Raw genomic sequence first — 26,101 nt, 5'->3', positions numbered from 1 at the left:
GATTCCCCGCGTTCCCTGACGCCTCAGCCCCGCAGGCCCAGCACGTCTTCCATATCGTAGCGGCCCGCGGGTTGGCCCGTTAACCATCGAGCAGCGCGCAGGGCACCGCGCGCGAATGTCTCCCGACTCGCCGCGCGATGGGTGAGCTCGATACGCTCACCATCGCCGGCAAACATCACCGTATGCTCGCCCACGATGTCACCGCCGCGCAGGGCCTGGAACCCGATGGCACCGGCCGGCCGCTCGCCGGTCAGCCCCTCGCGGGCGTAGGTCGCCTGCTCGTCGAGCCGTACGCCCCGCCCCTCGGCCACGCACTGGCCGAGCGCGCGCGCCGTCCCCGACGGGGCATCACGCTTGTAGCGATGATGCGATTCGACGATTTCGGCGTCGTAGTCGCTATCGAGTGCCGACGCGGCGGTACGCACCAGCCTTTGCAGCAGCGTGACACCGCTACTGTAGTTCGCCGCATAGACGATCGGGATCGAGGCCGCCGCCGAATCGATCGCGGCGTTACCGTCGGCGTCGATCCCGGTTGTCCCGATCACGATCGGGCACGCAGCGGCCGTCGCGGCCTCCAGATTGCCGATGAGTGCTGCCGGCAGGGTGAAATCGATCGCCACATCGGCGCTCTCAATGGCGGCCGCTACCGATACCGTGACCCTCACATCCAGTGCCCCGCATCCGGCAAGCGTGCCGGCATCGAGGCCGTCTGCGTCGCTGCCCGGCCTGGCAGTGGCACCGACAAGATCGAGCCCGTCAGCGGCGGCGATCAGCCGGATGAGCGTTCGCCCCATCCGGCCCGCGGCACCGAGTATCGCGATTCGGGTCATCTCAGAGTTTCATCCGGTCGAAGAACGACTTCACCGAGTCCACCCAGGAACTGCCCCGTGGATTGTGGTGCTCGCCGTCCTGATCCAGCGTCTCGGCGAGTTCCTCGAGCAGCTCCTTCTGCCGACTGGTCAGATTGACCGGTGTCTCGACCATCACGCGGCAGAGCAGATCGCCGTGGGTGCCGCCACGCACGGGCTTGACGCCCTTGCCGCGGACCCGGAACACCTTGCCGGACTGGGTGCCCGCAGGGATACGGAGCGTGACGCGCCCATCCAGCGTGGGCACCTCGATCTCGCCGCCGAGGGCCGCCGTCGTCACGCCGAGCGGGATGTCGCAGCGGAGATCGGCACCCTCGCGAGTGAAGATCGGGTGGGGTTTAACCACCATTTCCACGTAGAGATCACCGGGCGGGCCACCCTGCTCGCCGGGCTCACCCTCGCCACTCAGGCGGATACGATCGCCGGTATCAACGCCCGGCGGCACCTGTACATTGAGGGTCTTCTGGTCGGATACCGTGCCGTTGCCCCGGCACTTGCGGCAGGGATCGCTGATCACCTGGCCGGTGCCATGACAGCGCGGGCAGCTCTGCTGGATGGAGAAAAAGCCCTGCTGCACCCGGACATCGCCGTGGCCGTTACAGGTGGGGCAGGTCTCGGGCTGGCTGCCCGGCGCCGCGCCGCTGCCGTCACAGGCATCGCAGGTCACCTGCGTCGGAATGCGGATATCCTGCTCGACGCCCTGGACCGCCTCTTCGAGCGAGATCTCCATGCGATAGCGCAGATCGGCCCCGCGGAAGGCACGGGCACCGCCGCGACCGCCGCCGCCGAAGATGTCACCGAAGACGTCGGAGAAGATATCGGCGAAGTCGCCACCACCGCGGCCAAACCCGCCACCACCGGCGCCACCGCCGCCGGCACTGGGATCGACGCCGGCGTGACCGAACTGGTCATAGGCCGAGCGCTTCTGCGGATCACTCAGGACCTCGTAGGCCTCTTTGACTTCCTTGAACCGCACTTCGGCGTCGTTGTCATCCGGGTTCCGGTCCGGATGGTACTTCATCGCCAGACGGCGATAGGCCTTTTTCAGATCGCTCTCGGAGGCGTTTTTGGAGACCTCGAGGATTTCGTAATAGTCGCGTTTTGCCATGGTGCCCGTTCTAACCGTTGTCGTTGCAGATTAACGGCCGCTTCGCTAACAGCAAAGGCGCAGGCACCGAATGCCGGCCGGAGGCCGGGATATTCGATGAGCTGCGCCTTGCCGACGAAGCGGAAGACCGCAGAGCGGTCTTACTTCTTGTCGTCGTCCTTGACTTCCTCGAAGTCGGCGTCGACGACGTCTTCCTGGTTCGACTCGGACTGATCGGCGTCACCCGCCTGCTCGGCGCCGCCATCGGCACCGGCATCCTGGTAGAGCTTCTCGGCGATCTTGCCCGATGCCGTGGCCAGCGCCTCGGTGGCCGACTCGATGGCCTCCTTGTCGCTGCCCTTCACGGCCTCCTCGACCTTGGCAATCGCGTCTTCGACGGACTGCTTTTCCTCGTCCGAGACCTTGTCACCGGCCTCCTCGAGGCTCTTGCGGGCACCGTGGATCAGGCCATCGGCCTGGTTGCGGGCCTCGACCAGCTCACGGGCCTTGCGGTCCTCCTCGGCGTTCGTCTCCGCGTCTTCAACCATCCGCTCGATGTCTTCGTCGGACAGACCGCCGGAGGCGCGGATCTGGATCGACTGCTCCTTGCCGGTGCCCTTGTCCTTCGCCGTGACATGCAGGATGCCGTTGGCGTCGATGTCAAAGGTCACCTCGACCTGCGGCACACCGCGCGGCGCCGGCGGGATGTCGGAGAGATCGAACTTGCCGAGCGACTTGTTATCGTTCGCCATTTCCCGCTCGCCCTGGAGGACATGCACGGTCACGGCACTCTGATTGTCCTCGGCGGTGGAGAACACCTGGTTCGCCTTGGTCGGGATCGTGGTGTTCTTCTCGATGAGCTTGGTCATCACGCCACCGAGCGTCTCGATGCCGAGCGACAGCGGGGTGACATCGAGCAGCAGCACGTCCTTGACGTCGCCGCCAAGCACGCCGCCCTGGATGGCCGCACCAACCGCAACCGCCTCATCGGGGTTCACATCGCGACGCGCATCCTTGTTGAAGAACGACTTGACCGCTTCGCCGACCTTGGGCGTGCGGGTCTGACCACCGACCAGGATGACCTCGTCGATATCACTCGTCTTCAGGCCGGCATCCTTCAGCGCCACTTCGCAGGGCTTGATGGTGCGCTTGACGAGCTCCTCGATAAGGCTCTCGAGCTTGGCCCGCGTGAGCTTGAGGTTGAGATGCTTGGGCCCGGTATTGTCCGCCGTGATGTAGGGCAGATTGACCTCGGTCTGCTGGGCGGACGAAAGCTCGATCTTCGCCTTCTCGGCGGCTTCCTTGAGCCGCTGCAGGGCAAGCCGGTCACCGGAGAGATCGATGCCCTGATCCTTCTTGAACTCGGCGATCAGGTAGTCGATAACCGCGCGGTCGAAGTCCTCGCCTCCAAGGAACGTATCACCGTTCGTCGACAGGACCTCGAACTGGTGCTCACCCTCGACCTCGGCGATCTCGATGATCGAGACGTCGAACGTGCCGCCGCCGAGGTCATAGACAGCGACCTTGCGATCGCCGCCCTGCTTGTCGAGCCCGTAGGCAAGTGCCGCGGCGGTGGGCTCGTTGATGATCCGCTTGACCTCGAGCCCGGCGATGCGCCCGGCGTCCTTGGTCGCCTGGCGCTGCGAGTCGTTGAAGTATGCCGGCACGGTGATGACCGCCTCGGTCACTTCCTCGCCGAGATAGTCCTCGACGGTGCTCTTCATCTTCTGCAGGACGCGGGCGGAGACTTCCGGCGGTGCCATTTTCTTGTCGCGCACTTCGACCCAGGCGTCGGCGTTATCGGCCTTGACGATGCTGTAGGGCATCTCGCGAACGTCGCGCTGAACAACATCCTCTTCGAACTTGCGGCCGATGAGGCGCTTGATCGCGTGCAGCGTATTCTCGGGGTTGGTAACGGCCTGGCGCTTCGCAGCCGCGCCGACCAGCACCTCTCCGTCTTCGGTGAATGCCACGGTGGACGGAGTGGTGCGATCACCCTCCGAGTTTTCGATGACCCGTGCCGAGCCACCTTCCATAACAGCGACGCAGGAATTCGTTGTTCCCAGGTCAATGCCTATAATCTTACCCATCAGTGATTGCTCCTCAATCTTCCAGAATTCGTCTTATCCGCAGAGTTGGTGTCGCTTGACGAGGTTTTCAAGCCCCGTCGCCGGAATCCGACGGGGCTTTCGACACGATGACCCGTGCCGGCCGAAGCAGACGCTCGCCGATCCGATAGCCTTTCTGGATGACGTTCACCACGGTGTTCGGATCGTAGTCGGCGGTCTCCTGTGCGGTCATCGCCTCGTGACGTTCCGGATCGAAGCGCTCGCCCTGCGGATCAATCTCCTCGATGCTGAATTTCCCGAGCGCCTGATCGAACATCCGCAGCGTCAACTCCGAGCCTTCGGCCAGTCGCGCTGCATCGGCGTTCTCTTCCTGCGCGGCCTTCAACCCCATCTCGAGGCTGTCCTTGACCGCGAGGAGTTCACCGGCGAGCTTCTCGAGCGACTGCTGCCGGGCCGCGGCGACATCCTTCTCGGACCGCCGGCGCAGGTTTTCCATCTCGGCGCGGGCACGCAGGTACTCGCTCCAGTTCTCCTGCGCGCGAGCCTCGGCGGCCTCGAGTGCCGCACTGAGCTCCTCGGGCGTTCGCTGCTCGCCCTCCGCCTCGACGGTCTCCCCGGTATCGGTCGGCTGTTGATTGTCGGGCTGCGCGGCCTGTTTATCGTCTTCGTTCATGTCTCGCTCCGGTGTTGGAATCGCCTGCGCGAAGAAGTGGGGATCAATGCGTTGGTTTCAAGGCATGACCGAGCAGACGTGCCGTTACATCAACGATGGGGATCACGCGATCGTATTCCATGCGCGTCGGTCCGATCACACCGAGCACGCCCAGAACGTTGTCGTCGCTCTGGTAGGTGGAGGTCACCAGGCTGACCCCGTCAAACGCCTGGTACCCCGACTCCTGGCCGATAAAAATCTGCACACCGTCCGCGGAGAGACAGCGATCGAGCAGGTGGAGAATGTCGCGTTTGCGATCGAACGCCTCGAACAGCTCCTTGAGCTTGTCGACGCTCGAGAGCTCGGCGAGGGTCATCAAATTGGTCTCGCCCGCCATGACGAAATCGTCATCCCGGCTCTCGTCATCCGCGAAAAGCTCACGTGCCACCGCGATCGCCGAGTTCATGAGGGCGTTGACGTCGTGCTGGTCCGCCTGCATCGCCTCTAGCAGGCCGCGGCGGACCTCACCCACGCTCTTGCCCGCGAATTCCGCCGACAGGTAGTTCGATACCTGCTGGAGCTCTGCCGCGGTGTAATCGCGCTCGGTCTCGATCACCCGGTTCTGCACCTCGGCGTCATTGACCACGAGAATGGCCAGGATCCGGCGCCGCGACAGCGGCAGGAACTCGATATGCCGGATCGCCCCGTAATCCCGCCGCGGCAGCGTCACGACACCCGCGAGATGGGTCAGCCCGGAGAGAATGTTCGAGGCCGAGTCCACCAGTGAATCGGTGCTCCCCTCGCCATCGAGCCGTATGCGCAGGGTTTCGGCATTGAGCCCGCTGTCGCGGTGACCGCTCAACAGGGTATCGACGAAGAACCGGTAACCGCGATCCGTGGGGATGCGACCTGCAGAGGTGTGCGGCGAGCGGATATAGCCCGCCTCTTCCAGATCGGCCATGACATTGCGAATCGACGCCGCGCTGAGATCGAGCCCGGTCTCGCGGGTCAACGCTCGGGAGCCGACGGGCTGGCCGTCGCGGATATAGCGATGGACCAGCACCTTTAACAGATGCTGCGAACGAGCGCTGAGTGGCTCGTCGCGATGTCGCTGGGCCATGGTTTCCTCCCGGGATTGGCACTCGTGAATGCCGAGTGCCAATTCAAGCTATCAACCGCCCCCATGGCTGTCAATTTGCGACCGCCGTGCTAGGTTGGAAATGAATTGTCGAGGGGTCTGCATGCAACCGTTCCAACGTATCGCAATCACAGGTAAACCGGGCGACGACGCGGTTATCGATACGATTCAAAAGCTCGTTGAGGAGCTTGATGGACGCGGACTGGAGGTTTTCCTCGACGACGCCATCGGAGAGGCGATTGACCCCTCTGCCGGTTCACCGCCCATCGTGCACCTGGAATCCGTCGCCGCAGACCTGGATTTGCTGATCGTTGTCGGTGGTGACGGAACACTGCTCCACGCCGGCAAGCGCGTGGCGGCGCAACAGGTTCCGATCCTGGGTGTAAACCGCGGCCGGCTGGGGTTCCTGGTCGATGTCTCACCGGATCGCTTCGATGAGATCAGACGCGTAATCGATGGTGATATGCACATCGAAGAGCGGCTCATGCTCGAGGCCCGAGTCGTTGCCGACGATCGGATCGTGGCCCGCGCTCCGGCTGTCAACGAGGTCGTGCTGCAGCGCTGGAACACCGCGCGAATGATCGAGTTCGAGACCTGGATCGACGGTGAACCCTGTAACCGTCACCGCTCCGACGGCCTGATCATCTCCACCCCCACCGGATCCACCGCCTATGCCCTGTCCGGCGGCGGGCCGATCATGCACCCCGGCATCAATGCCGTGGCGATGGTCCCGATATCGCCGCACACGCTTAGCAATCGACCGCTGGTGATCAGTGCCAGTAGCCATATCGAAGTGCGGGTGCAGGACGCATCCATCGATCATGTCCATGTCAGCTGCGACAGCCAGACCGACCTGGCGCTTACACGCGAGGGACGGCTGGATATCGTTGCCTATCCGCATGCGCTGCGACTTGTGCACCCACCGGGGCACCGCTACTTCGATATCCTTCGTGCGAAGCTGCACTGGGGAGATGGCGCGCCACCATGCTGAATCGTATCGAAATCCGTGACTTCGCGATTATTGATTACCTCGGCCTCAACTTCGAGACCGGACTGACCGTGCTCACCGGCGAGACCGGCGCCGGCAAATCGATCCTGCTCGATGCGCTGGGGCTGTGCCTGGGCGATCGGGCGGACACCTCGATGGTCCCGGAGACGGCAAAGCGCAGCGAGATCCATGGCATCTTCGATGTGTCCGACACGCCCAGGGCGCGCGCCTGGCTGAGCGAGGAGTCCCTCGATGAGGACGACGACTGCCTGATCCGCCGGGTCGTGCAGCGCAGCGGCCGCTCCCAGGCGTGGATCAACGGCCGCCCCGTGACCCGCTACCAGCTCGAGCAGCTTGGCGCGCGGCTGATGGGCATCCACGGCCAGCACGCCCACCAGGCGTTGATGCGCACCGATATACAGCGGCGCACGCTGGACGGCTTTGCGGTGCATCCCGAACACCTGGCGACCGTAGCCGATCTACATTCACGCTGGCGCGACGTCAACGCCGAGATCGAATCGCTCAGCGGGGGTAGCGCCGATCACCAGGATCGCATCGACCTGCTCCGCTATCAGCTCAAGGAGCTCGACGAGGCGGCACCCAGCGCAGAGGAATTTGCCGATCTGGAGCATGAGCAACGCCGCCTCGCCAGTGCCGGCGACATCATGGCGGCATGCCAGCGCAGCCTCGAGGCGCTCTACGATGGCGAGATAAGCGCCCAGTCGCTGGTGGCGAGCGCCGAGCGTGACCTGCAGCCGCATCTCGACGTCGACGCGCAGATGACCGAGATCCAGCAGCTGCTTGCCACGGGCCAGGTCCAGATCGACGAGGCGTGCCAGGCGCTGCGGGCGTTCGCCGACCACATGGAGATGGATCCGCAACGACTGCAGGCGGTAGAGGATCGGCTGACCCAGCTCCATGACCTGGCCCGCAAGCACCAGATCGAGCCCGAGGATCTTGCAACGCATACCGAGCGCTTGCGCTACGAGCTCGAACGGCTGGAATCGGCGGACGAGCGGCTCGTTACCCTGCAGGCGGAACAGGCCGAACTGCTCGGGGACTATCGTGCGGCGGCGGAAAAGCTCTCGGCCTCTCGCCAGACCGCGGCCGAAACGCTCGGCAAGCGCGTCGGCACGCTCCTCGGCGAGCTGGGTATGGCGGGCGCCGAACTGATCATCGTGGTCGAGCCCAGTCTCGAGGCCGCGCCATCTCCCCATGGCGCGGATCGGGTGCGCTTCGATATTCGCACCAATGCCGATCAGCGCCCCGCCCCACTGCAGAAGATCGCCTCGGGCGGCGAACTCTCGCGCATCGGCCTGGCGCTGGAAGTGGCCACCGCCGATACCGCCGAGCTGCCATCACTGATCTTCGACGAGGCGGACAGCGGCATTGGCGGCGCCGTCGCCGAGGTCGTCGGACGGCAGTTGCGGGACCTCGCGCGGCATCATCAGGTGATCTGTATTACCCATTTGCCCCAGGTTGCCGCGCAGGGGATGAATCAGTTGCAGGTGGAAAAGCGCCAGACCGAGACTGGCCGAACGGTGACCGACGTCCAGGCGCTGTCGGCGGAACAGCGCATCGACGAGATCGCCCGCATGCTCGGCGGACTCGCCATCACCGAGAAAACCCTGAACCATGCCCGCGAGATGCTCGACCAGGCGGGTTGACGGCGGATTCTACGGCGTCGTCTCGCCCTCGCGACGTGCCGCCTTCGCGCAGTCCGGACAGCGGCCGTAGAGGATGAGCGAATGGCTCTGCAGCTGGTAACCGGAGACCGCCGCGACATCCGCCTGGCGGCGCTCGATGACCCGATCCTTGAATTCCTCCACCTTGCCGCAATCGACGCAGACCAGGTGATCGTGCTGAATGCCCGAGTTGAGCTCGAACACCGCCCGATCGCTGTCGAAATTATGCCGAATGACAATGCCGGCCTCGGCGAACTGGGTGAGCACACGATAGACCGTGGCGAGCCCGATATCCTCGCCGTCGTCGTGCAGACGCTGGTAGACCTCTTCGGCGGCCAGGTGCGCACGCTCGCGACCCGCGAGGATGCGCAGGATCTTGAGTCGCGGCGCCGTGGCCTTCAGTCCCGCGCGGCGGAGCTCATCCGACTCGTGGCTGATTTCCCAGGGAATGTGTGAGACGGGACGGGCTTGAGTTACCATTGGCTAAACCACTCGGAACGACGTTCTCTTTATAATGATTCCAGTATATACCGGCAAACGGATCATCGCAGCCACTATTATTGCCACGCTCGTGGCAGGCTGCACCAGCACCGTCGACAACCTTCCTTTCCTCTACAAACCCGAGATCCGTCAGGGCACATTGATCGATGAAGAGGCGGTCGACAAGCTCCGCCCGGGGATGACCGAGCGACAGGTCCGATACGTGCTGGGCCCACCCACTATCGAGGATCCCTTCACCGACAACCGATGGGATTATGTCTACGAGGTCGAACCCCGCAGCGCCGATGTCGAGGCCGTCTCGAGGCGCCTGACGCTTCGGTTCGACGAAGGTGGACTCTCCGGTGCGCAGGGTGATTTCGTTGACGCCGATCACCCGCTGTCCGACCCGACGGGTTAGCCCTGCCGAGACTCGCGCTGCGTTCGAGCCCGCGCTCGGCGTTGCGCCTTCGGATCGATTTGCAACGGGCGGTAGATTTCCACCCGATCTCCGTCATTGAGGGCGGTATCGAGGTCAACCGGCTGCGAGAAGATCCCGATCCCCGATTCCGCCGGATCGAGACCGGGAAACTCGGCGAGCAGTCCGGATTGCTGGATCGCCTCGCGGGCGGTGGCCCCGGATGGCAGGTCGAGGCTGATCAAACGCTGGTCCGACGGGAGCGCATAGGCTACTTCGACGGTGATCATCGGTTTGTTGACCATCGGCTCAGCGCGGCCCGTAACAGGCGTTGGCCCGGGTCACGAACGAATCGACGAGCGTGCCGGCAACCTGTGTGAAAACCTTGCCAAAGGCCATCGCGAGCAGCCGGCTGGAGAACTCGAACTCCAGATCCACCGAGACCTTGCAGGCGCCATCGCCCATCGGCTCGAAGCGCCAGACCCCCTCCAGATGCCGGAACGGACCCTCGACCAGGCGGATCTCGATCCGTTTTCCGGGGTGGCGATGGTTGCGGGTGACAAAGGATTTCTCGAAGCCCGCCTTCGAGAACAGCAGTTCGCCAACGACCCGATCCTCGCTGCGCTCGCGCTCATGGCTTCGCTTTACCCAGGGCAGGAAATCCTCGTAGCGCTCCACATCGTCCACCAGATCGAACATCTGGTGCGCGGAATACCTGACGATGGCGGAGCGTGAAACGGTGGTCATGCGGTGTGCTCGAGCGTTGCCGATAAAACAGCATCGAATGGTAACAAACTCCGCGCATCGGCTCATTGCCGTCATGCAGCATTGGATGCCGGGCCTCCGCCCCGTTAAACTGGACAGGTGAGCAAGAAATCAGGCAAAAAGAAATCCGGCGGCGACGACTCGAGCATCGTCGTCAATCGTCGTGCGCGCTTTGAATTCTTCATCGAGGAGCGATTCGAGGCGGGGCTTGTACTGCAGGGCTGGGAGGTCAAGAGCCTGCGTGCCGGGCGTGCCAACCTCACCGAGGCGTATGTTTTCATCCGCAACGGCGAGGCGTTCCTGATCGGGTGCAACCTGCCGCCCCTGCCAACCGCATCGACGCATATCCATCCCGACCCGACGCGGACGCGCAAACTGCTACTCCATCAGAAAGAGCTCGCCAAGCTCGTCGGCGCCACCGAACAGCGCGGTTATACCCTGGTGCCGCTCGACATGCACTGGTCGCGCGGCCGGGCGAAGCTCAGCATCGGGCTTGCCAAGGGCAAGAAGCAGCATGACAAGCGCGCGGACAAGAAGGAACGCGACTGGCAGCGCGAGAAGGGACGCCTGCTCAAGCACCGCGTTTAACCGCCCCCTTCCCCCGGAACCCGGTACGCGCTAACCTGTCTAGTGAACTATCTGGGGACGACATGGCTTCGACGAAGGTCGCGAAACTCCAGGTGCATGCCGGGGACGTCACTCAACCTCGTTAACAATGTGACAAAAAAGATAGTTGCCAACGACGACAACTTCGCTCTCGCGGCCTAAACACCCGTGAGCTGTTCGCACTCGATCGCCTGTGGTTGGGTGTAGAACAGGCATATTACACAGGCTAGCCCCGCGAGGAGCCCGGACTCGCGCGGCGAAACATAACGGGATCGCGGCAACCTGACCCTGGCCGTTGGGTCGGTGGCTGCTAAAAATAAAGACGGCGCTAAGCATGTAGACCCTGTAGCGGAGGTCCTTCGGACGCGGGTTCGATTCCCGCCGTCTCCACCATCCAAGAGTTTCAGGAGATCCACCAACGTCTACTGAAACGCCTCAAAAGCCCCGTTTTCGGGGCTTTTTTACGTCCAGAGCATTCATCGGGATCCGCTCCTGCCGAGTTGACATACCATATATGGTATATATACCTTCTGTGGTATGTGGGAGATATTCGAGCACAGGAGAGTGGCGAAAAACCTGGCGGCAGCGCCTGTCGAGGTCCAGAAGCGGTACGAGAAATGGAAAGATATTGTCGCCATCTCGGGACCTCAGGGGCTGCGCCACATTCGGGGTTTCAACGACGAAGCTTTGTCCGGTAGATGGAAAGGATTTCGGTCGTCGCGACTCAATATCCAGTACCGCGTCATCTACCGAGTGGAAAAAGATCAGGTGCTTGTAGAAGTTGAGAAGGTAACTCCCCACGATTACAGGAGGAATTGACATGAGCGAGTATCGTAAAGCCAAGAAGCGGATGGAAGTTTCTGTTGGTGAGTCAGTCCGCATCCTGCGTGAACTGCAGGAGATGAGTCAGAATGGATTGGCTAGCGCTACCGGAATATCTCAATCCACCATCTCTGCCATAGAGAATGGTCGCGTTCGTCTCGGTGTAGACCGTGCCAAGGTTCTGGCGCGGGCTTTGCATTGTCACCCTGCGGTCCTCGTGTTTCCTGGTTGGGATGTCGAGGGCGAGTCAGCCGCATAACCAGCGGCTCTTAGGCGACCGTCTTTCCGAGGCTTTTGATCACCATCTTCCGAAACGCCCTCGCCCGGATCGGCGAGGATTATCTCCTGCTGGGCCTGCTATTTGCCCTGATCCCGCTTCTGATCATCGATCAGCCGTCGGTGGGCGAGGTAGTGGGCTACGTGCACTGGCAGACGCTCATGGCGCTGGCCGGCCTGATGCTGCTCAGTGCCGGCCTGGCGTCGAGCGGTTTTCTGACCCATGCCGGGGGCTGGCTGCTCACCCGGATGGCCACCGAGCGGCGGCTGGCATGGGTGCTCGTCGTGTTCTCGGCGCTGCTCGCCGCCGTTGTCACCAACGACGTGGCGCTCTTCGTTACGGTGCCGCTGACGCTTCGGCTGATTAACGACAACGATCGCCTGCTGGGGCGGCTGGTCATCTTCCAGGCGTTCGCCGTCAATGCGGGATCGGCCCTCACACCGGTAGGCAATCCCCAGAATCTGCTGCTGTGGCGATCTTCCCCCGCTGGATTCGTCGACTTCACACTGGCCATGCTTCCCCTCGCCGGCGGGTTGCTACTGCTCGTGCTGGCGCTTGTGCCGCTCGCCTTCAGCGCCCGCCCGCTCCTGCATCAGGCATCGATTACGGCGGAGCGTATCGATCGACGACTGGCTACCGCCGCGCTGATCGGTTACCCATTATTTCTGGGACTGGTCGAGGCGGGATTCGCGCCAATCGCCGTCGGCCTGATGGTCGCCCTCGTTGCTCTCACCCGTCGCAGTGTTCTGCTCAACGTCGACTGGACGCTGCTGGGCGTTTTCGCACTGATGTTCGCAACCCTCGGAATCATCGCCGATTTTCCGGCAGTTACAGACATCGCGCACCGGATCTCGCAGCTACCGGGGGGCTGGCTGACCACCGGGACACTACTCTCGCAGGTCATTTCCAATGTCCCGGCGGCCATCCTCCTGGATCAGCTGACCGGCGACTGGCGGGCCGTTGCCTGGGGGGTGAACGTCGGCGGCTTCGGCCTGGCGATCGGGTCCATGGCCAATCTGATCGCGCTTCGTCTGGCGCGTCGCCCACATTTATGGGGCGCGTTCCACGCGTGGTCGATCCCGCTGGTGATCGCGGGCTGGGCGGTTGCGATGTTGGCCAATGACGTTTAGCGGACGCAATTACGCCCGCTGTGTTTCGCGGCATAGGCTCTATTGTCGACACGCTTGAGGAACTGCTGCCGTGTGGCCCGGTCATCGAAAGCCGCGACGCCCAGGCTGATGGTGATCCGGCCCACTCCGCTAAATTCGGTCTCGGCGACCCGGCAACGCAGCGCCTCGGCGACGCCATACGCGTCCGCCTGAGGGGTAGCGGGTAGCAAAACAAGGAACTCCTCTCCACCCCAGCGACAGAGGCTATCCACATCTCGCAGCCGCTGACTCGCCACGGCAACCAGTTCCTTTAGCACCGAATCGCCCACGTCATGCCCGTAGCGATCGTTGACCGATTTAAAGTGGTCCACGTCGAACAGGATTGCACTGAACGCGTCGTTAGTGCGCTGGCCGTATCGTTCAACGCGCTCTATTTCCGCGTCGATCAGCTCGCTCATGCGTCGCCGGTTAAACACTCCGGTGAGCGGGTCATGCGTCGCGCGATGCTCAAGATCGGCCTCGGTCTCGCGCTGCTGGGTGATATCCACGCCAGAGGCAAGAATGCTCAAGACCTCGCCCGCATCATCCCTGAGCAACACATTGCGGAAGGCGACGATCCGCTCCAGGCCGCTTGCCGTAACAATTCGATTCTCAATATATTCGGTCAGCTTTGTATCGCCTGCCCGCAATGCCTGAAACGTATTCCTCAATCGGAGCGCCTCATCCGAGGGTACGAACCGATCGAACCAGCCGGTCCCGATAATCTCCTCGCGCGGGAGACCGAGCAGCTCGCAACCGGCCTGATTGATCTCGGTGATCTGTCCCCACATGTCGATGACCATGACCAGGACTGGAACGGCTTCGAAATACGCCTCGGCACGATCCCGGGCCCGCTGGAGCGCATCCATCGCCGCTCTCTTCTCCGTGAGATCACGGATGTTCGCCTCGAGAATCGACTGATCGCCCAGATCAACACGACTGAGGAGGACCTCGGCGGGAAACGTTCGCCCCGTCCGGGTCTGGTATTGCCACTCGAACAGGACTTCACCCTTATCGAAGGCCTCCCGAAGCAGCGTGCTTGCGCTATCTTCGGAGCGCCGACCATCGGGCTGAAACACCGGCGACAACCCGGCGGGGGTATTGAATTCCCGCAGGAATGTGGCGCGGTCCGGTACCTCGAAGAGCGCCATCGCTGTCGGGTTAACATGCGTGAAACAGCCGTCTTCCGCGGTGAATACCACTGCATCCCGGGAGCTCTCGAAAACGGCCTGATAGGTCCGCAGCGAGCGTTCACGTGCGTGCTGTTGGGTCACATCCTGCAAGACCCATATATTGCCCTCTTTCGTCGAGGAACCGACTTGCTGGCCTTTCATTGAGACCGTAATGATGGTGCCGTCAGAGCGTTGCAGATCCACGATGATCTCGTAAGCCTCACCCGCCGCCATGGCCGGGTAGACTTCGGCACCCACACGCTCGAATCCGGCCTTGTCCGCATAAAAGCGGCTCGTATCAAAACCGACCATCTCACTCGCCGTGTAGCCAAGAAGCCGCTCGAGCGCGGGATTGACCTGCTGAATACGACGCCGGTGATCGATGAAGGCGACACCCACCGGTGAGCTTTTCAGAATCGCCTGCGCCTGATCACGGCTAACCTCAGCGTTGTAGCCACGCTCCTCGATCTCGTCTTCGGGATCTTCGAGCATCGCCGATTGCAGGAGCGCGCGCATGCGCTCGGTCTCATCCATCAGCATCTGACGGGACTCCGAACCGTGGGTGATATCGCGCTGGACCGATGCAAAGTGATCGATGTCTCCATCGCCGGAGCGCAGGGGAACAACACACCACTCTACTTGATAGTTTGTCCCGTCGCGGCGAATGTTCCAGACGACGCCGTTGAAAACCTCACCCGCCGCGAGGTCCTCCCTCAATCGGTCGAGTTCAGTGCGATCCGTCGCCGGTCCCTGGTGGAGGCGCGGCGTGGCGCCGATCAATGCCCCGCGGGGATGACCCGTCAGGCGGATGAACGCCTCGTTGACGTGCAGTGTGGTCGGCCCGGGCGGGTCCAGCACCGCCGTCGTAATACATACGGGGAAGTCGGTCTGCTCAATGGCGATTTCGAAGAATTTAGTTCGCAAATTCAGGGACATGCGCTTCATCTATACGACTGGACTGATCAGTGTCTGCAGATGCGCATGCAGACCCATGTTCTGCCAAAAGTAGTGGACTGGCGTCTACGTTTCAATCAGATACAGATGATGCAGCGCAAGTGACCGCTCACACACTGTGAATACACACAGATTCGTGTGTAGAGGGCGTGTGCATAACTCAGTCTTCTTTCCTGCCATCGGGATGGCTCGTCCCCTTCACGGCGCCTACTTCGCCCGTGATGAAGTCGTTTTCCATGTAGTGGATAACGTCATGCGTGGAGACCACTTTCCCGACCGTGCTGCTGGCGACCTTCAGTGCGATTTCGTGATTGGCAGTCGCCGTTGCGATCGCGTCATGCGCCAGCACGACATCGTATCCTCGCGAATTGCCGGCGTAAGCGGTCGCGAGAATACATTCATCTGTCCACAGGCCCGACAGCACGATAGTGTCGATTCCAGCGGCCTTCAATTTTTCGTCGAGATACGAACGGCCGTTTTCGTCGAAATTCCAGAACATGTCCAGATGCTTGCCGTGGTAGAACCAGCCGCCGGCAAGTTCTTCTTCGGTCGGGGCAATCTCTGACAGCGGCTCCATTGCTGGCCCACCGCCGAATACATACACGGCATTCACCGGATCGTCCGGTCGCAGGCCTCTTGGTCCGTACCATCGATCCATCGCATTACTGATCCCGTCGTCAAAGGTCCGGGTCCAGGCACTCCACGCGATGCGGACGCCGTCACTAGCTGACTGCGCCGAGCGGAACGTCTCTACCAGCCTGGTCAGGTTCGGCAGGATCTCTCCGGCATAGGGTCGATACTCCTCCTGGCAGTCATCGAGCAGCAGCGCAATCCGGCGAGGTCTATGGTTCAAATCCCAGGAAGCCCAGAACGCCAGCGGTTGATCATTCGGTCCTCCGGGTGTGCTGGAGTGGTTGGGCATCGGCTCGAGCGCCAGATCCCTGTCGCGGTGCTTGCGTGGTGCCTGTAAGGCCTCTGCCAGGGTCAGGATTTTCTCGTCATTCCCTTCCATCGCCGATCTCCTTAAAGCCATGGTTTTTAGAGGTGAGCATCGGTTATAGTGATGAATATTATTTATCGGAGCAAACACGCATGGACAGTATCGATCGTCGTCGCCGCCGCATAATGCAGACACTGGGTATTGCCGGTGCGGCCACCGCAACCGGGACCTGGCCCATCATCGGGCGGGCCCAGGAGCCGAGCCGTGGCGGGACGCTCAGCGTTGCCGTGCCCCTGGCCGATAACCTCGAGCCTGTCACCATGAGTGGGGGTGGCACCATTGCCATCGTCCAGCAGATTGCCGAGTACCTGGTCTGGGCCGAGGATGACCTGAGCCTGCGCCCGGTGCTCGCCACTGACTGGAACTCGGAAGACGGCGCCCGCGTCTGGAATTTCCAGCTACGCGAGGGCGTGCAATTCCATGATGGCCGGGAGATGACCAGCGCCGACGTGGTGGCGAGCTTCCAGCGCTTGGTCGAGCCCGACAGTGGCTCGGCCGGTGCCGCCCAGCTCGATTTCCTGCAACCGCAGAATGTCACCGCGAACGGCCGCTATTCCGTTCGATTCGAGCTCGATCGCCCGGTCGGCGCGTTCCCGTATTACACGCATGTCTACAACGCGGTGATTCTGCCTGCCGACTACGAGGGCGATTTCGCCAACAACCCGATCGGCACCGGGCCGTTCAAGCTCGACGAGTACCGTCCCCAGGGAGGGGCGCGGTTGTCGCGCAACGCCAATTACTGGAACAACCCGCTGCCCTATCTCGACGCCGTCGAGCTGGACTTCTACGACGGCTCGCAGTCACAGGTCATCGCCATGCAGGGCGGCGAAGCGGACGCCATGCTCTCGGCCGGATATATCGATATCCGCCCGCTGTTCGGCCAGGACAACGTGCGCATGATCAATCAGCCCACGTCGAGCCATACCCAGGTCACCATGCGCACCGACAAGGCGCCGTTCAACGACGTCCGCGTGCGCCAGGCGGTCGCCCTGGCCGTCGATCGGCCCAACGCAATTGAAACACTGCTGGGCGGCAACGCCGCGATTGGCAACGATCATCCGCTCGCGCCGATTTACCCGATGGATATCACGATCGAGCAGCGGCGGCGCGATGTCGAGCAGGCTCGTGCGTTGCTGACCGAGGCGGGTTATCCCGATGGCTTCCCGATCGATCTTTATGTCGGACGGCTTTCCGAATTGCCGCAGTACGCGGAAATGCTCCAGCAGATGCTCAGCCCGATCGGGATTGATGTCAGTCTCAAGGTCGAACCGGTCAACGTCTACTATGGCCACTGGACGGAAGTCACCTTTGGTGTGACGGACTGGGCCAGTCGGGCGACGCCGGGGCAGTTCCTGAACGCCGCGTTCCGCGGAGGGGTCGACTGGAACGTCCCGAAGTGGTCCAACGACCGCTTCGATACGCTGCTGGATCAGTTCGAGAGCGAACCTGACGAAGCGGAACGTGAGCGGCTTGCCAACGAGCTGGCCACGATCCTGCAGGACGAGGTACCCGCGGTGATCGGCTACTTCAAGGATGGCTTCCGTCCGGTCAACACACGTGTCCGTGATCTGCCGGGCAACATGTCGAACTTCCTCGATCTAACCCGCACCTGGGTCGTCTGATTCGGTAAATGCTGCGCTACACCCTTCGTCGACTGGGGATGCTCGGTGTGACGCTCCTGGTCGCCTCGGTTCTGATTTTCCTCATGACCGCGGTGCTGCCGGGAGACATTGGCCGAATCATCCTGGGGCCGTTTGCCGACGAGTCGGCGGTGCAGGCCCTGAATGAATCACTCGGGCTCAATGACCCGCCGATCCAGCGTTATTTCGACTGGATTGGCGGCGTCCTGCAGGGTGACTGGGGCCAATCGACCTCACTCAACACACCGGTTCTACCCCTGGCGCTCGAGCGCTTTGGCCGTTCACTGGTGCTCGCCGGACTGGGGATTGTGGTTCTGCTGCCGCTGGCAGTCGGGGCGGGAGTAGCGGCCGGCCGTCGGCCTGACGGAGTGCTCGATCGCAGTCTATCCGTGGTCGGACTTGCCCTGGGTGCGATGCCGGAGTTCGTGACGGGCACGCTGCTGATTGTCGTCTTCGGACTGGGCCTCGAATGGTTTCCGGTGCAAGCAACCACGGGGGCGGATGACGGTTTCTGGGGCGTGATTCACGGGCTGGTATTGCCTGCGATGTGCCTTGTTCTGTTGTTGTTCGCCTACCTGTTCCGGATGGCCCGGTCGGGCATGATCAGCGCACTGGAGGCCGACTACACGCGCACCGCACGGCTCAAGGGCCTGCCCGAGCGGATCGTGTTGCGGCGTCATGTCCTGCGCAACGCGCTGCTCTCGACGGTGACGGTCATGGGCGCTCAGCTCGGCTGGCTCGTCGGCGGGCTCGTCGTCGTGGAGAGCCTGTTTCGCTACCCCGGCATCGGCAGCCTGTTGCACAACGCCGCCCTCAACAAGGATATCCCCCTGCTCGCAGGCTGCACGCTGCTGGTAACAGCGGTATTCGCGCTCGCCAACCTGGCCGCCGATTTGGTCTATGCACTCCTCAACCCGCGAGTCCGTGGTGCGCTGGCTGATTAAGTCGATTGCCGCCGCACCGGGGCTGACGGTGGGGATCGTCCTCATCGCCACCTGGGTTATATCGGCGGCGCTTGCCCCCTGGGTGGCGCCCTTCGAGCCCACCGCCATGGGCGTCGGCCCCCAGACGGAGGCACCGTCGTGGCAGCACTGGTTTGGTACCGATGAGTATGGCCGGGATATCCTGAGCCGCGTCGTCCACGGCGGGCGCTATGTCCTGGCGATTGCTCCGGCCTCGACACTGCTGGGCCTGGGGCTCGGGACATTGATTGGCCTGGTCGCCGCTTACGGGCGGGGCTGGCTGGATGAGGCGATCATGCGACTGCTGGACGCCATCATGGCCTTTCCGATTGTCGTTCTCGCCCTGCTCGTTCTGACCGTCCTTGGCAGTTCGACGCTGAATGTCATTCTGGTAATCGGGCTCATCTTTGCGCCCCTGATTGCCCGGACGGCGCGTGCAGCCGCGCTCGTCGAGGTACGCAAGGAATACGTCGAGGCCGCCCGGCTGCGGGGTGAGGGCCACTGGGCAGTTATGGTGCTCGAGGTGGCGCCCAACATTCGTGGCCCGCTGATGGTGGAAGGCACGATCCGGCTGGGCTACGCCGTGTTCACCTCCGCAACGCTGGGTTTTCTGGGGCTGGGTGTTCAACCACCGGCACCGGACTGGGGGGTTATGGTCTCGTCGAACCGCGCGCTGCTCACTACCGCACCGTGGGCGGTGCTCGCCCCGGCGCTCGCCATTGCCGCGGTGGTGATCGGCTTTTCACTCATTGCCGACGGTCTGCGGGATCGAAATCAATGACGGGCGCTCCCCTGCTTTCCTTTGAGGATTTGACCATTGCCTTTCGTCGCGGCGGCGAATGGCGCGCAGCCGTGCGCGGCGTCGACTTGCAGGTCGAGCCCGGCGAGGCCGTGGGCCTGATCGGTGAATCGGGCTGCGGCAAGTCGACGCTCGCCATGGCGAGCCTGGGTTATCTGCCTGAGAACGCGCGCATCATGACTGGCGAGGTCAGTCTGATGGGCGAATCAATGATGCAGATGCCTCCGGCGCGACTGCAACATCACCGGGGAAACACGATTGCGGCGGTCTACCAGGATCCGGCTGCAGCCCTTAACCCGTCGCTGACCATCGGCCGGCAGATTACCGAGATCTATGAATACCAGCGGGGGCTTGGCGCGAAGGAAGCCATCGATGCCGCTGCGGGTATCCTCGAACAGGTCCGTATCGCCGACCCCGGTCAGTTGCTGGATGCCTATCCGCATCAGATATCCGGCGGGATGCAGCAACGGGTGGTGATTGCCATGGCGTTGGCGGGCGAGCCCGACCTGCTGGTCCTCGATGAGCCCACAACGGCCCTGGATGCCAGCATCCAGGCCGAAGTGCTGTCCCTGTTCGCCGATCTGCGGCGCGATCTGGACGTGGCGATGCTGCTCATCAGCCACGACCTGACCGTGGTGCGCGCCGTCTGCGATCGGGCCGCGGTGATGTATGCCGGCGAAGTGGTCGAGTCGGCGCCGGTAAATGAACTCTTCGAGCGTCCGCAGCATCCGTACACGGCATCGCTTATCGACTGCATTCCCACCGGGTATACGCACTGGTCGGACGAGCGGCTGGCGTCGATTCCAGGTTATCCGCCGGCGCTGGGAGAGCGCGCGCCCGGCTGTGCGTTTGCATCGCGCTGTCCGGTGGCGCGTGCGGCGTGTCGCGAGCAACCCGTCGAACTGGCGTCGGTCGGTTCCGAGCACACCAGCCGGTGCCTGTTTCCCGAGGACACCGCGGCGCCGGGCGGTAACCGACCACCGGCAACGTCGGGACAGGCGCCGGGCGCGGTTGTCCTGGAGACTGAAGACCTCGTCGTCGGCTACAAGGACGTGCGCGTCCTGGACGGCATCACGCTGGACGTGCGTGCCGGCGAGACGCTCGCCCTCGTCGGGGAGTCGGGCAGTGGCAAAAGCACCCTCGCCCGCGCGTTGACCGGTTTGACCATCCCCGAGAGCGGAACGGTGCGCCTGGATCGCAAGGTGCTTCCCGGTCCGCAGCGACGGCGTGGACAACAGACACGGCGGGCGCTGCAGATGGTATTCCAGTCGCCCGAGAACACGCTGAACACCAGCCACCACGTGGGGCCGGCTCTGGCCCGGGCAATCCGCAAGCTGGGCGGACTGGGTTTTCGGGCGGCCCGCGCGCTCGTGCCCGAGCGCCTCGACCAGGTTGCGCTCGAGGCGGACACTGCCAATCGCCTGCCGGCGCAACTCTCCGGCGGGCAGCGTCAGCGCGTCGCCATTGCCCGGGCGTTCGCGGGTGACCCCGAGGCCGTTATTCTGGATGAGCCCACGTCCGCCCTCGATGTCTCGGTCCAGGCGGCCGTACTGGATCTGTTGATCGATTTACAGCAGCGCAGCGGCACGGCGTACCTGTTCATTTCGCATGATCTGGCCGTCGTTCGGTATATCGCCGATCGCGTGGCGGTACTATTCCTCGGCCGCATTATGGAGGTCGGCCCCGTCGAGGCGATTTTCACCGGCGCGCGTCACCCCTACACCGCGGAGTTGCTCGCCGCCATCCCCGGGATGGCCGAGGGCCATACCAGTACCCAGGGTCGTGGATCGATTACCGGGCCGGGCGATCGGCCTACGGGCTGTCCCTACGCCTCCCGCTGCCCGTATGTCATGCCGGTTTGCGAGGATAATCCGCCACCGGTGCGCGAACCCGAGACGGGGCATCAGATCCATTGCCATTTGCCGGTCGAGGAGCTGCCGGGGGCGTCGCGAGAGTAACGGCCTTTGTTGATGCATCACCGCGGCAACTAATGGGTTATTGTTCCAGAGAGTTCATAACACCTGATAAGGGGAGAGAAGCTCATGGAACTTAACGGAAAAACGGCGCTGGTGACTGGTGGTGGCCGCGGTATCGGCCAGGGGATCGCGATGGCGCTCGCCAGAGCCGGCGCCGATGTAATGATCGCTGACCTGGATGCCGACATTGCAAAGGAAACGGCGACTGAGGTTGAAAAACTGGGTCGTCGGAGTGGCGCCTTCGAGGTCGACGTATCCGATCCTGCATCCGTAAAACAGCTCATCGATAATATCGTTGCCCACGCCGGGCAGCTGGATATCGCGGTCAACAATGCGGGCATCCTCAACATCCGCTCGGTCGCTGAGCTCTCGAGCGATGACTGGGATCGCGTAATGACGGTCAACGCGAAGGGGGTGTTTCTATGCTCGCAGGCCGAGCTCGCCGTCATGCGGCCGAGGGGCTTTGGTCGCATCATCAATGTCTCTTCCATCGCGGGCAAGGTGGGCTTTCCGGATCTTTCCCACTACTCCGCATCGAAGTTCGCCGTCATCGGCTTTACCAATGCAATCGCGAAAGAGGTCGCCACCGAAGGCGTCACCGTCAATGCGCTTTGTCCCGGTATCGTCGGCACCGGCATGTGGCGAGGTGAGGAAGGCCTTGCCGGCCGCTGGCGTCAGGAAGGCGAAACGGAGGCCGACTCCTGGGAGCGGCATCAAAAGACACTGCTGCCTCAGGGTGAGGCGCAAACGCCGGAGGACATGGGACAGCTGGCGGTCTATCTGGCGGCTGCCGAGCATGTGACGGGACAGGCGATCGCCGTCGACGGTGGCTTCTCGTTGTAACGCCGGTGCATTGGTAGGGAGAGGCCCGTCGCCTCTTTATGCGAGTCAGAAACAAGGCCTGTTTCATGTGCAACAAGCCCGGGGAGGTCCTCTACCGGTGTCGGTACGGGGACCTCACGGACTGGGTCTTTCTGTGTCGCCCGTGTCTGACCGAAGTCAAAGCGGCTTATGCGGGCTCTTATCAATACGGCGGGACCTGGAAGAGCCGGAAGAAGTAAGTTGCGTGTAACGCGGGCTTTTTCGCGCCAGCGTTGGGCGAGCCGCTCGGCTGTGATGGAGAGCCCGGCGGGCCCCGTCGGCGGCCGTCATTGTCGCCACGGAACCATTTCCTCTTTTTCCCCTCTATCAATGAGTGCAGCTTGTTTGAACAATTAGCGCACACTCATAATTATTAGAGGAATAAAAATGATCAATCTAATCAAGGCAATCGCTGCCACAGCTTTCCTTGCCATCGGCATAACGGTAAATGCGGATGAGCATGATGGCGCGATGGGTAAAGACATAGTCGATACCGCCATCGGCGCCGACGATTTCAATACCCTGGTGACCGCGGTACAGGCTGCCGACCTGGTCGAGACACTGAAGGGTGAAGGCCCGTTTACGGTATTCGCTCCGACCGACGAGGCCTTCGCAGCCATTCCGGAGAGTGATCTGGAAGCTCTGCTGGCCGACAAGGACCAGTTGACCGCCGTTCTTACCTATCATGTTGTCTCGGGCAAGGTGATGGCAGAGGACGTTGTCGGGCTCGATTCAGCCACAACGGTTCAGGGCTCGGATGTCAGCATTGAAGTCGTGGACGGGAACGTCATGATTGACGGTGCGACGGTTGTCACCACCGACATCGAGGCGAGCAACGGCGTTATTCATGTCATTGATGGCGTCCTGATGCCGTAATCGAGCGAAGTCCTGACATCACGGGACTTTCTATACTGGCCGCTTAGTGTTCTATCAGACATGAGCGGCCATTTTTTTGGGCGAAAAGCATTGAGTCGATTATTTCCGGTCTGGTGATTATGACGATATCAAGCGATGAAGAAAGAAAAGCGCGCGAACAGTTCGAAACCCACACCGACAATGTAGACGGCGAGCGTGTCGGGTACGCATCAAGGAAAGGCAGACGAAAAGTCGAGGGCTTCGGGGGCAAGCCACCCAGTCGCATTCAAAGCCTCTGGCGGGATATCAATCTGATGATTGGCCTCGCCTCGGACTACTCCCGAGGAAACTACACGCAGATCCCCTGGAATGTGCTTGCGGCCGTTACCGGCGCGATCCTCTACTTTGTCTCGCCCGTGGATGTGGTGCCGGATTTCATACCGGTTATCGGCTACGTGGACGATGCGCTGGTCATCAAACTGGCCCTGGAGATCGCAAGGCCCGATCTGGAAGCCTATGCGGAGTGGAAGAGCGCATAGATCAGCTTGGGCGGGTCGGCCAGATACGACGGTGGGCCCGGCGGGGTCGAGGCCAAGGGGCGCTGTCATCTATTTCCGACCTTCTGCACACTGGGCATACACACTGGGTGGTGTGTATAGCCAGTGTGCAAAGCGTCGGTAAATGCTAGATGTTGGGTACCGGATGATTCCATTGCTCCGAGGAGCTATCCTCTGTGGCTGGCACAGGGGGCAAATGAATGAACATCCCGCTGCACGCGAGCCTCTCTGAAGCGCAGGAGGCGATTGTCGTTGAGCTGCGACGCACGCTGCGGCTCCCGCTTGATGATCTGCTAGCGATAAACGGAGGCCAATCGGCTACTTGAGCCCTTGGTATTCTATATCAGCATTTATGAACTAACGAGGGGTCAAAAATTAATTGCAGGATATGACTATGTACAGAGCACACAAAGAGCATCATAAAAGCCAGAAGGTCGGTTGGCTGCGTGCCGCTGTAATGGGAGCCAATGATGGCGTTGTTTCTACTGCAGCATTGATTCTTGGTGTTGCAGCTTCCGGCTCTTCTGAGACTGCGATACTTTTAGCCGGCTCATCAGGATTAGTAGCAGGGGCTATGTCGATGGCGGCAGGGGAATATGTTTCTGTCAGCTCCCAGGCAGACACCCAAAAAGCAGATGTTGAGCAAGAAAGAACGGCACTTAAGGAAAACCCTGAAGAAGAAATTGAAGAGCTCGCAGAGATTTACAAAAAGCGTGGTCTTGATGATCAACTTGCCAGAGAAGTTGCACAACAGTTGATGGATAAAGATGCACTGCGCGCTCACATGCGTGATGAAATTGGCATTACAGAAGTGTCCGGTGCAAGCCCGTTAGCGGCGGCTGGATCCTCTGCGCTCGCGTTTGTAGTGGGTGCAGGCCTCCCTTTGTTGAGTGTTTGGCTTTCGCCAGCTGAGTATACGCAGAGTGCAGTCGCTGTCTTCTCTGTTGTTTTCTTGATGATCCTTGGCGGACTGGCCGCTTACACAGGCGGTGCCAACGTTGTAAAAGGAACTGTACGCGTTACATTCTGGGGTGCTGTGGCGATGGCAGTTACCACTGGAATAGGGACGTTATTTTAGACAAACCTGGGTTTCTCGTAGCTAGATAGAGGAGTAGTCATTTATGAAATTCAAAGCAATCATTCTCGTCGCCAGCTTTGCGTTGGCTATGGTTTCGGGCACTGCCGTGGCTGAAGACACCGACATCACGGTTCGAGTAATGAGCAAAGATGCCAAATTCGTAGGCACCAGTATGGGGGGAGCTAGGGTAATTCTGCGTGATCAAGAAACAGGTGAGGTCCTGGCAAAGGGACTTACCGCTGGCGGCACCGGCGACACCGCAAAAATCATGCATAAAAATGGTGGCCGCCGCGCTGCTATGGCTGACGAATCTGCGGCATCGTTCAAAACTACACTGGATCTCGACCGACCCCGATTAATCGAAGCGGAAGTGTATGGGCCACTTGCCCAGCCACAAGCCGCACACGCTGCAAGTGCGACCCAATGGGTCATTCCTGGCGGCCACCTTTCGGTTGGAGATGGTTGGGTCATTGAATTGCCGGGCTTTGTAGTCAATGTACTGGAACCGGCGGCTGCCCGGAAAGTTTCAGCCTCGCAAGTTGAGAGCCTTTCAGTAAGCGCCAATGTCATGATGATGTGCGGTTGCCCGATCACCCCGGACGGTCTCTGGGACGCAAATCAATTCGAGGTTGGCATGACTATCTCTAAAAATGGAGAAAAAGTGGGTGAAGAGGCAATGTCTTACGCTGGGAGCAGCAGTATGTTCGGCGGTGAAATGCCCGTCACAGAGCCCGGCGTGTACGAAATAATCGTTCATGCTTATGACCCAGAAAACGGCAATACCGGTATCGACAAAACGACCGTTGTCGTTGAATAAAATGATCCAACGCTCGCCGCAATCATGCGGTGCGCAATCCCGGGGTGCCCGCTTCCTCCGGAATCTGCCGCTCCAGATACCGCGCGCAACAGACCCGCAGCAATGACGCGAGATTCCTGACCTCGCCCTGGCGCGCCAGTACCTCGTCGTGGATCTCGGTGACGAACTGCGGCACGGTCAGATGCTGCTCCGCGCTGAGCTTCTCGAGGATCCACCAGAACTCGTTCTCGAGCCGGATGCTGGTCACGAACCCGCTGAGCCGTACCGATCGGGTACTCGACTCGTAGCGCCCGGTTGGCGTCGACGCGTAGACCTCGCACATCGATCTCTCTCCTCTTTTTTTGATCGGTTTTGATCGGTTTTGATCGTTGTAGTAGCACGCTACTACCCCGTGGGCAAACACGCAGCACACAATCGAATCACGCACCC

The 26,101-nt window shown here is 61.7% G+C and carries 27 protein-coding genes and 1 other RNA gene; 17 read left to right on the top strand and 11 right to left on the bottom strand.

Going from position 1 to position 26,101, the window contains the following annotated elements:
• Positions 1–23: 23 nt before the first annotated feature.
• The 5 genes from dapB to hrcA all read right to left on the bottom strand — a co-directional run bounded on the left by dapB (position 24) and on the right by hrcA (position 5,797).
• A complete protein-coding gene (gene dapB, locus EV698_RS03430) occupies positions 24–830 on the bottom strand; it encodes a 4-hydroxy-tetrahydrodipicolinate reductase (RefSeq protein ID WP_130502751.1) in 807 nt (268 codons plus the stop codon).
• Between the two features lies 1 nt (position 831).
• Positions 832–1,977, bottom strand: coding sequence for a molecular chaperone DnaJ (gene dnaJ, locus EV698_RS03425; RefSeq protein WP_130502750.1), 1,146 nt, complete (start codon positions 1,975–1,977; stop codon positions 832–834).
• A gap of 140 nt (positions 1,978–2,117) precedes the next feature.
• Entirely contained in the window at positions 2,118–4,046 is a 1,929-nt protein-coding gene (dnaK, locus tag EV698_RS03420; RefSeq protein ID WP_130502749.1) for a molecular chaperone DnaK, read from the bottom strand.
• Between the two features lie 67 nt (positions 4,047–4,113).
• Positions 4,114–4,698: a nucleotide exchange factor GrpE gene (gene grpE / locus EV698_RS03415; protein WP_130502748.1), complete on the bottom strand. Its 585-nt coding sequence runs from the start codon at positions 4,696–4,698 to the stop codon at positions 4,114–4,116.
• Between the two features lie 43 nt (positions 4,699–4,741).
• On the bottom strand, positions 4,742–5,797 hold the full coding sequence (gene hrcA / locus EV698_RS03410) for a heat-inducible transcriptional repressor HrcA (RefSeq protein WP_130502747.1): 1,056 nt from the start codon (positions 5,795–5,797) through the stop codon (positions 4,742–4,744).
• Positions 5,798–5,918: 121 nt separating this feature from the next.
• Here hrcA and EV698_RS03405 point away from each other — a divergent pair, with 121 nt between their 5' ends.
• Positions 5,919–6,806: an NAD(+) kinase gene (locus EV698_RS03405; protein WP_130502746.1), complete on the top strand. Its 888-nt coding sequence runs from the start codon at positions 5,919–5,921 to the stop codon at positions 6,804–6,806.
• Positions 6,800–8,470: a DNA repair protein RecN gene (gene recN, locus EV698_RS03400; RefSeq protein WP_130502745.1), complete on the top strand. Its 1,671-nt coding sequence runs from the start codon at positions 6,800–6,802 to the stop codon at positions 8,468–8,470. Before EV698_RS03405 ends, recN begins: the two co-directional genes overlap by 7 nt.
• Positions 8,471–8,479: 9 nt before the next feature.
• Here recN and fur read toward each other — a convergent pair whose 3' ends face one another.
• A complete protein-coding gene (gene fur, locus EV698_RS03395) occupies positions 8,480–8,968 on the bottom strand; it encodes a ferric iron uptake transcriptional regulator (RefSeq protein WP_130502744.1) in 489 nt (162 codons plus the stop codon).
• A 34-nt stretch (positions 8,969–9,002) separates the two neighbouring features.
• On the opposite strand from fur, the gene EV698_RS03390 reads away from it, so the two are divergent.
• The gene (locus EV698_RS03390) at positions 9,003–9,386 is read left to right on the top strand and encodes an outer membrane protein assembly factor BamE (RefSeq protein ID WP_130502743.1); all 384 of its coding nucleotides are present in this window, start codon (positions 9,003–9,005) and stop codon (positions 9,384–9,386) included.
• On the opposite strand, the gene EV698_RS03385 is transcribed toward EV698_RS03390, so the two are convergent.
• Positions 9,383–9,688: an RnfH family protein gene (locus EV698_RS03385; protein WP_239016194.1), complete on the bottom strand. Its 306-nt coding sequence runs from the start codon at positions 9,686–9,688 to the stop codon at positions 9,383–9,385. The genes EV698_RS03390 and EV698_RS03385 overlap by 4 nt on opposite strands.
• A gap of 4 nt (positions 9,689–9,692) precedes the next feature.
• Positions 9,693–10,130 carry a type II toxin-antitoxin system RatA family toxin gene (locus tag EV698_RS03380; protein WP_130502742.1) on the bottom strand — a complete coding sequence of 146 codons (438 nt, stop codon included), beginning with the start codon at positions 10,128–10,130 and terminating at the stop codon, positions 9,693–9,695.
• Between the two features lie 117 nt (positions 10,131–10,247).
• Here EV698_RS03380 and smpB point away from each other — a divergent pair, with 117 nt between their 5' ends.
• The 5 genes from smpB (at position 10,248) to EV698_RS03355 (ending at position 12,983) form a co-directional block, all read left to right on the top strand.
• Positions 10,248–10,736, top strand: a complete 489-nt coding sequence (gene smpB / locus EV698_RS03375; RefSeq protein ID WP_130502741.1) for an SsrA-binding protein SmpB — start codon at positions 10,248–10,250, stop codon at positions 10,734–10,736.
• 53 nt (positions 10,737–10,789) lie between these two features.
• Positions 10,790–11,147: a transfer-messenger RNA gene (ssrA, locus tag EV698_RS03370) on the top strand.
• A gap of 144 nt (positions 11,148–11,291) precedes the next feature.
• The gene (locus EV698_RS03365; protein WP_130502740.1) at positions 11,292–11,573 is read left to right on the top strand and encodes a type II toxin-antitoxin system RelE/ParE family toxin; all 282 of its coding nucleotides are present in this window, start codon (positions 11,292–11,294) and stop codon (positions 11,571–11,573) included.
• Between the two features lies 1 nt (position 11,574).
• Complete coding sequence (locus EV698_RS03360; RefSeq protein ID WP_130502739.1) at positions 11,575–11,835, top strand: helix-turn-helix transcriptional regulator; 261 nt, start codon at positions 11,575–11,577, stop codon at positions 11,833–11,835.
• A gap of 35 nt (positions 11,836–11,870) precedes the next feature.
• Positions 11,871–12,983: an SLC13 family permease gene (locus EV698_RS03355; protein ID WP_239016193.1), complete on the top strand. Its 1,113-nt coding sequence runs from the start codon at positions 11,871–11,873 to the stop codon at positions 12,981–12,983.
• Here the strand turns inward: EV698_RS03355 and EV698_RS03350 are convergent.
• A complete protein-coding gene (locus EV698_RS03350; protein WP_165385710.1) occupies positions 12,980–15,109 on the bottom strand; it encodes a sensor domain-containing diguanylate cyclase in 2,130 nt (709 codons plus the stop codon). The two genes, EV698_RS03355 and EV698_RS03350, sit on opposite strands and share 4 nt — an antisense overlap.
• A gap of 178 nt (positions 15,110–15,287) precedes the next feature.
• The gene (locus EV698_RS03345) at positions 15,288–16,139 is read right to left on the bottom strand and encodes a cysteine hydrolase family protein (RefSeq protein WP_165385709.1); all 852 of its coding nucleotides are present in this window, start codon (positions 16,137–16,139) and stop codon (positions 15,288–15,290) included.
• Between the two features lie 80 nt (positions 16,140–16,219).
• Here EV698_RS03345 and EV698_RS03340 point away from each other — a divergent pair, with 80 nt between their 5' ends.
• The 9 genes from EV698_RS03340 to EV698_RS03295 all read left to right on the top strand — a co-directional run bounded on the left by EV698_RS03340 (position 16,220) and on the right by EV698_RS03295 (position 25,672).
• On the top strand, positions 16,220–17,749 hold the full coding sequence (locus EV698_RS03340; protein WP_130502736.1) for an ABC transporter substrate-binding protein: 1,530 nt from the start codon (positions 16,220–16,222) through the stop codon (positions 17,747–17,749).
• 8 nt (positions 17,750–17,757) lie between these two features.
• Positions 17,758–18,711, top strand: coding sequence for an ABC transporter permease (locus EV698_RS03335; RefSeq protein ID WP_130502735.1), 954 nt, complete (start codon positions 17,758–17,760; stop codon positions 18,709–18,711).
• A complete protein-coding gene (locus EV698_RS03330) occupies positions 18,668–19,510 on the top strand; it encodes an ABC transporter permease (RefSeq protein ID WP_130502734.1) in 843 nt (280 codons plus the stop codon). Before EV698_RS03335 ends, EV698_RS03330 begins: the two co-directional genes overlap by 44 nt.
• On the top strand, positions 19,507–21,486 hold the full coding sequence (locus EV698_RS03325) for a dipeptide ABC transporter ATP-binding protein (RefSeq protein ID WP_130502733.1): 1,980 nt from the start codon (positions 19,507–19,509) through the stop codon (positions 21,484–21,486). Before EV698_RS03330 ends, EV698_RS03325 begins: the two co-directional genes overlap by 4 nt.
• A gap of 84 nt (positions 21,487–21,570) precedes the next feature.
• Positions 21,571–22,347, top strand: a complete 777-nt coding sequence (locus EV698_RS03320) for an SDR family NAD(P)-dependent oxidoreductase (protein WP_130502732.1) — start codon at positions 21,571–21,573, stop codon at positions 22,345–22,347.
• 405 nt (positions 22,348–22,752) lie between these two features.
• Complete coding sequence (locus EV698_RS03310) at positions 22,753–23,241, top strand: fasciclin domain-containing protein (RefSeq protein WP_130502730.1); 489 nt, start codon at positions 22,753–22,755, stop codon at positions 23,239–23,241.
• 119 nt (positions 23,242–23,360) lie between these two features.
• Complete coding sequence (locus tag EV698_RS03305; protein WP_130502729.1) at positions 23,361–23,759, top strand: YkvA family protein; 399 nt, start codon at positions 23,361–23,363, stop codon at positions 23,757–23,759.
• A gap of 412 nt (positions 23,760–24,171) precedes the next feature.
• Positions 24,172–24,855, top strand: a complete 684-nt coding sequence (locus tag EV698_RS03300) for a VIT1/CCC1 transporter family protein (protein WP_130502728.1) — start codon at positions 24,172–24,174, stop codon at positions 24,853–24,855.
• 43 nt (positions 24,856–24,898) lie between these two features.
• On the top strand, positions 24,899–25,672 hold the full coding sequence (locus tag EV698_RS03295) for a hypothetical protein (RefSeq protein WP_207220489.1): 774 nt from the start codon (positions 24,899–24,901) through the stop codon (positions 25,670–25,672).
• A 22-nt stretch (positions 25,673–25,694) separates the two neighbouring features.
• On the opposite strand, the gene EV698_RS03290 is transcribed toward EV698_RS03295, so the two are convergent.
• Complete coding sequence (locus EV698_RS03290; RefSeq protein WP_130502727.1) at positions 25,695–25,994, bottom strand: ribbon-helix-helix domain-containing protein; 300 nt, start codon at positions 25,992–25,994, stop codon at positions 25,695–25,697.
• Positions 25,995–26,101: the final 107 nt, after the last annotated feature.

Origin of the sequence: Spiribacter vilamensis (assembly GCF_004217415.1) — a bacterium.
GTDB classification, from domain to species: Bacteria; Pseudomonadota; Gammaproteobacteria; order Nitrococcales; family Nitrococcaceae; genus Spiribacter; species Spiribacter vilamensis.
Note: the sequence above shows the minus strand (reverse complement) of the source record. Positions and strands in the feature narration are given on the sequence as shown.